Genomic DNA, 6,447 nt, shown 5'->3' on the forward strand with positions numbered 1-6,447 from the left:
AAAGCCAAGTACTAAGTGGCTAACAGCGAGCCTTAGGAGCACCTGCATGAGAAAACCTGAATTGGCATCCTTGAAGCTGTCTAATCCGGTGCATTTGTTGGCATTGGGGTTTGGTAGCGGGTTAAGCCCCATTATGCCAGGCACCATGGGGACCTTGTCGGCAATTCCGTTATATTGGTTGATACAAGGCTTAACAGCGCCTTGGTATATCGCTATTTTGGTAGTGGGCTTTATTGTCGGTATTTGGATTTGTAATGTCGCGACAGACGCCATAGGTCAGCCCGATCACGGTGCTATTGTGTGGGATGAAATTATTGGCTTTGGCATCACCATGTTTGCCGCCCCTGCCGGTTGGGTTTGGATTGTAGTGGGCTTTGTGCTGTTTCGTATTTTTGATATTTTAAAACCTTGGCCCATTCGCTGGTTTGACCGACGGATTCACGGTGGCTTTGGCATTATGTTAGATGATGTCATTGCCGGCTTATTTGCCTTAATTTGCTTACAGCTACTCGCCCAGTATTTTTAGTGCTGATAGACCAAACCTAAACACCGCGAAAACAACGTCGTACGCTGGCCGCCTTACGTTAAAGAAAAGCACTGGTTTTTATTTTTCGTACAGCGGTCAGCGTATAGCGTACAGCTTTCCCTTCTCTTCTGTTTAGAACAAAAACTCCATTAATGTTGCACTTGTGCTTGACCTTTGGTTCGCCGTCAGTCATAAATCCTATCTATTGTATTGTCTTTGACATTTATTGCTGGTTTTGTGAACTCACTCCGAATCAATGGGGATTATCTTGCTATAAAGATAAGTGCACAATGGCAAAGCAGCAAAATAGGGGGTGACTGAACCTATCACTCCCCCATAATGGATGATGACGTAAACGGATTTTGAGGATCAGCATGTCCCTGTTAGAAGTAAAAAACCTACGAATTGAGTACCCTTCTCGCCACGGCGTAATGACCGCCATTGATGATCTTTCATTGAGTATAGAAAGAGGCGAGATCTTAGGTGTAGTAGGGGAGTCGGGGGCCGGTAAGTCTACCGTAGGTAATGCTGTTATTGATTTATTAAGCCCTCCTGGGCGCATTGCCAGCGGTGAGGTATTCTTAGATGGTAAGAATATTTCTGGCTTAAATGTTAGTCAAATGCGCACCTTGCGCGGTAGTCGTATTGGTTTTATTTTTCAAGATCCCATGACCTCACTTAACCCACTGTTTAGTGTGGAATACCAAATGGTGGAAACCCTGCTCGCCAATACTGATATGAGCCGCGATGCCGCGCGTAAAAAATCCATTTCGCTATTAGATGCTGTGGGCATTCCTGAACCAGAGCTGCGTATTAAGCAATATCCCCATCAGTTTTCCGGCGGCATGCGCCAACGGGTGGTGATCGCCATTGCGCTGTCTTGTGATCCTGAACTTATTATTGCTGACGAGCCAACCACGGCATTGGATGTATCGATTCAAGATCAAATTTTGACGCTGATCAGAAACCTATGTAAAGAGCGTAACGTAGGCTGCATGCTGGTAACACACGATATGGGAGTGGTATCGAATGTCACCGACCGAGTGGCCGTGATGTACCGTGGCCGATTAATGGAAATTGGCAGCACTGAACAAGTACTAGGGGCGCCCACTCATGATTATACCAAGAGCCTTATTTCTGCTGTGCCCCGCTCAGATGTAAAGTTACATCGTTTTCCGCTGGTGTCTTATATTGAAGATGCCACAGAGAAAGCCTCGCTGGATCTTAAAAGTCATTGGCTCGGGCAAAGCCAAGATCAACGAGAATACAGCGGACCTTTGTTACGTGTTGAGCAGTGTAATTTGCGTTTTATTACCAAAGATTCAATGTTTGCTGCCCGCCGTCAATATATACAAGCCACTCATGATGTGAGCTTTAATATTGTTGAAGGGGAAACGTTTGGTTTAGTAGGCGAGTCGGGCTCAGGCAAGTCGACCATAGCCCGCTCTATTACTGGGTTATACCCACCAGACAGTGGCAAAATTTGGTTTGAAGGGATCGATCTCACCGCCATTAAAAGTGAAAAACAGCGCCGTCCTTTGCGCCGCCAAATGCAAATGGTGTTTCAAAATCCTTACTCCTCTCTTAATCCGCGCATGCGAGTGGCGGACATTATTGCCGAGCCCATTCGCTTTCACCAATTAGCCAACAATGAGGCGCAAATTAGCGGCATTGTGCATGACTTACTTGATTATGTGGGCCTAGGGCGAGCGGCAGGTTTGAAATTTCCCCATGAGTTTTCGGGTGGCCAGCGTCAGCGGATCTCGATTGCGCGCGCATTAGCGACCCGGCCGCGATTACTCATTTGTGATGAGCCTACTTCAGCGTTAGATGTGTCGGTACAGGCACAAATCCTTAACTTATTGAAAGACTTACAGGATGAGTTAAAACTGACCATGCTCTTTATTAGTCACGATCTCCCAGTGATCCGCCAAATGTGCGATCGCATCGGGGTGATGAAGCAAGGTCAGCTGGTGGAAGTAGCAGAAACCGAACAATTATTTACCCATGCCAGTGACCCTTATAGTCGCTCGCTAATTTCGTTAATGCCCGAGTTTAAGGGAATGTCGCGAGAAGGTCTGGATATTGCTGCTACTAGCGCAATATCTTCATAATTAGTTGACTGTTAACCATATCAATGGAGTGTTACATGAAAAAAGGACTCAACAAAATAACCACCGCCTTACTGGCTGCAGGCCTGGCATTTAGTGCACAAGCGGCAGACATTACTATCGCTTATGATGCTGATCCTGTGTCTATGGATCCCCATGAGCAGATATCCGGTGCCACACTAGAGATGTCTCACTTGTTGTTTGACCCCCTTGTGCGTTGGACTAAAGATTTTGAGATTGAGCCGCGCTTGGCCAAAAGTTGGGAGCGTCGAGACGAAAACACAGTACGTTTTCAATTACGCCAAGGGGTTAAGTTTCATAGCGGTAACGAATTCAGTGCCGATGATGTGGTGTGGACCTTTAATCGCCTGAAAGCCTCTCCTGATTTTAAGGCCATTTTTGAACCCTTTAGTGCCGCTACCAAGGTAGATAAATATACGGTGGACTTAGTGACGAAAGGACCTTTCCCACTGGTGTTAAATACCGTTACTTATTTATTCCCGATGGACTCTCAGCATTACAGCGGTCAAACCGCTGACGGTAAAGATAAAGCAGCCTTGGTGAAGCACGGCAGCTCTTTTGCCTCAACTAATCCCTCTGGTACTGGCCCGTTTACGCTTAAATCTCGCCAACAAGGCGTGAAAGTGGAATATCAGCGCCATGCAGATTACTGGGATAGCGAGTCTAACGGTAATGTACAAAACATGACGCTAGTGCCTATTAAAGAAGATGCGACCCGGGTGGCTGCTTTGTTAGCTGGGGATGTCGACTTTATTAAGCCAGTGTCACCAAACGACCAAAGACGCGTAAAATCAGCCGATGGCGTTAAGTTGGTGACAGAGTCGGGGACGCGCATTATTACCTTTCAGCTCAATCAAGATAGCTTTGAACCTTTTAAAGATGTGCGAGTGCGTCAAGCCATCAACTATGCCGTGAACCAAGACGGTATTGTAAAGCGCATTATGCGCGGCTTTGGTACCACAGCATCTCAGCAAACACCAGCGGGTTATGTGGGGCATAATGCCGATCTTAAACCTCGTTATGATGTGAAAAAAGCTCAAGCTTTAATGGCAGAAGCCGGCTATGAAGAGGGCTTTAAAATCAGCATGATTGCGCCTAATAATCGCTATGTGAATGATTTTAGAATTGCCGAAGCCGTTAAAGCCATGCTGGCGCGCATTAATATTGATGTCGATCTAAAAACCATGCCTGTGGCGCAATATTGGCCGGAGTTTGATAAGTGTGCCGCAGATATGCTGATGGTAGGCTGGCACTCAGATACCGAAGATGCGGCTAACTTCTCTGAGTTTTTAACCATGACGCGCAGTGAAGAAACTGGCCGTGGTCAGTATAACTGTGGTCATTATTCGAACCCTGAGCTCGATGAGTTAGTGGAGTCGGCAAACTTAGAAACCGACGGTGAAAAGCGCGGTAAAATGTTACAACAAGCAGAAAAAATTCTGTATGACGACGCCGCATTTGTACCCCTGCATTGGCAAGACCTTGCTTGGGGCGCCCGTAATAATGTGGGCGCAGAGGCGGTGGTTAACGCCATGGACTTCCCCTACCTAGGTGACCTAGTCGTTAACGATTAAATTCGTTAAATCATACTGCATCCTGTATGTGGGTTCCGTGGTCATTTTTCTTTAAAGATATTCTTGGCCACGGAATACACGGAATCCACGGAAAAATTAAGACCAAAATGAATATTGACGTGGTAAGACCTTAAAGATCCATTGTCGCTCTTGTCTTGCCATTTTGGTCCGTGTTCTTCCGTGTATTCCGTGGCAAAAATAGCCCTTAGTTTTGGGGGAAGCCTTGAGGCTAGGTCGTCCACTTTATCCCTCACACTTTCCTCTTCACTTTTTACTGTATTGGAATAGATAATGTTAACGTTTTTACTGAAGCGGCTGTTTCAGATGGTGGTGGTGATGTTTGTCATCAGTCTGATCGCGTTTTCGATTCAGGATAATTTAGGCGATCCGTTACGCGAGCTGGTTGGTCAGTCGGTATCGGAAGAGGCTCGCCAACAAATGCGTACTGAAATGGGGCTAAACGATCCCTTTTTGGTCAAATATAGTCGCTTTGTGGGCAATGCCCTACAAGGTGATTTTGGTGACTCTTACTTTTATAAGAAGCCAACGCTTGAGGTTATTTTTGAAAAGTTACCCGCCACTCTCGAGCTGGTGTTTTGTGCCAGCGTGCTCATTATAGGGCTGAGTATACCTATGGGCGTGTACTCGGCTATTAAGCCCCGTGCTTTTTTATCGCGGTTGGTGATGGGCGTGAGCATAGTGGGTATTTCGGTGCCGGTTTTTTTAACCGCGATTCTGTTGATGTATGTGTTTTCGATAGAGTTGGGTTGGCTGCCGGCCTATGGTCGCGGTGAGCTCACTAGCCCCTTGGGCTGGGAGTCGGGGTTATTTAACTGGCAGGGATTTCGTAATCTCATTCTGCCAAGCATTGCCTTGTCGTCAATTATGCTGCCGCTATTTATTCGTTTAGTGCGTTCAGAAATGCTGGAGCAGCTGAGCTCAGAATATGTGAAGTTTGGTCATGCCAAGGGTCTATCTAAATACCGAATTTGGTTTGTACATGCACTTAAAAACACCTTATTGCCGCTGATTACGGTGGGCGGCGTGCAAATTGGCACCATGGTGGCGTACACCATTTTAACCGAGACGGTGTTTCAGTGGCCGGGCATCGGCTTGTTATTTTTAGATGCGATTAACCGGGTTGATACACCACTTATTACCACTTATGTGATTTTTGTCGGGTTTGTGTTTGTATTAACAAACACCTTAGTCGATTTGATTTATGGCGTGGTGAACCCCACGGTTAACTTGGCTGCAAAGGGATAATGCCATGACAACAGATGTAAACCTTGGCCGATGGGCACGTTTTAAACAATCCGATTTTTTATATTATTTTGGCCGCGACAAAGTGGCAATGTTCAGCTTTAGCGTCTTTGTGGTGTTATTGGCAGCGGCGTTGCTGTCACCCATTATCGCGCCGCATGATCCTTATGATTTAGCGACCATTGATATTCTCGACTCAGAGTTACCACCGAGCTGGTTAGAGATGGGGGATGAGCGCTTTTTGCTCGGCACTGATATACAAGGCCGTGATATTTTAAGTACCATTTTATATGGTTCGCGAGTCTCTTTAATTATTGGTTTAGGTGCTGTGGCCTTACAGTTGCTAATTGGTATTACGGTGGGCTTATCGGCGGGCTATTTTGGTGGCCGTATCGATAATCTCTTGATGCGTTTTGCTGATGTACAGTTATCATTTTCTACCATGATGGTAGCCATTATTGTCTCAGCGGTGTTTCAGGCCACATTGGGGGCCGACTTTTATGCCGAATATGCGGTGCTGATGCTGGTGGTAATTATTGGTCTGGCGGAGTGGCCACAGTATGCTCGCACCGTGCGCGCTACTGTGTTGGCAGAAAAGAAAAAGGAATATGTAGAAGCGGCACAAGTGATGGGCTTTAAGTCGATGCGGATTATGTTTCGTCATATTTTACCTAATTGTTTATCACCGATTTTGGTGATTTCAACGGTACAAGTAGCGAATGCCATTATGAGTGAAGCCGCGTTATCTTTTTTAGGCTTAGGTATGCCAGTAGATAAACCCTCGCTTGGTTCTTTGATCAGCATGGGCTTTAGTTATATTTTCTCCGGCTCTTGGTGGATTACCGCGTTTCCGGGTATGTATTTAGTGGTGTTGGTATTGGTGATCAACCTGCTGGGTGACTGGTTGCGCGATGTCTTTAACCCTAAGTTGTATAAGGGGTGAATGCAGCGC

Annotated in this window: 5 protein-coding genes; all 5 read left to right on the forward strand. The window is 46.2% G+C overall.

Annotation, left to right across the window (positions count from 1 at the left end; genetic code table 11):
- The first annotated feature begins 46 nt into the window (after nt 1–46).
- The 5 genes from ACTHY5_RS01970 (at nt 47) to ACTHY5_RS01990 (ending at nt 6,438) form a co-directional block, all read left to right on the forward strand.
- The gene (locus tag ACTHY5_RS01970) at nt 47–526 is read left to right on the forward strand and encodes a phosphatidylglycerophosphatase A family protein (protein ID WP_441875647.1); all 480 of its coding nucleotides are present in this window, start codon (nt 47–49) and stop codon (nt 524–526) included.
- 374 nt (nt 527–900) lie between these two features.
- Nucleotides 901–2,640, forward strand: coding sequence for a dipeptide ABC transporter ATP-binding protein (locus ACTHY5_RS01975; RefSeq protein WP_441875650.1), 1,740 nt, complete (start codon nt 901–903; stop codon nt 2,638–2,640).
- Nucleotides 2,641–2,675: 35 nt separating this feature from the next.
- Nucleotides 2,676–4,232 carry an ABC transporter substrate-binding protein gene (locus ACTHY5_RS01980; protein ID WP_441875653.1) on the forward strand — a complete coding sequence of 519 codons (1,557 nt, stop codon included), beginning with the start codon at nt 2,676–2,678 and terminating at the stop codon, nt 4,230–4,232.
- A 291-nt stretch (nt 4,233–4,523) separates the two neighbouring features.
- The gene (locus tag ACTHY5_RS01985; protein WP_441875656.1) at nt 4,524–5,498 is read left to right on the forward strand and encodes an ABC transporter permease; all 975 of its coding nucleotides are present in this window, start codon (nt 4,524–4,526) and stop codon (nt 5,496–5,498) included.
- 4 nt (nt 5,499–5,502) lie between these two features.
- A complete protein-coding gene (locus ACTHY5_RS01990; protein WP_441875659.1) occupies nt 5,503–6,438 on the forward strand; it encodes an ABC transporter permease in 936 nt (311 codons plus the stop codon).
- The last annotated feature ends 9 nt before the right edge of the window (nt 6,439–6,447 follow it).

It is taken from the genome of Oceanisphaera sp., from assembly GCF_052084945.1.
In the GTDB taxonomy this organism is placed as follows: Bacteria; Pseudomonadota; Gammaproteobacteria; order Enterobacterales; family Aeromonadaceae; genus Oceanimonas.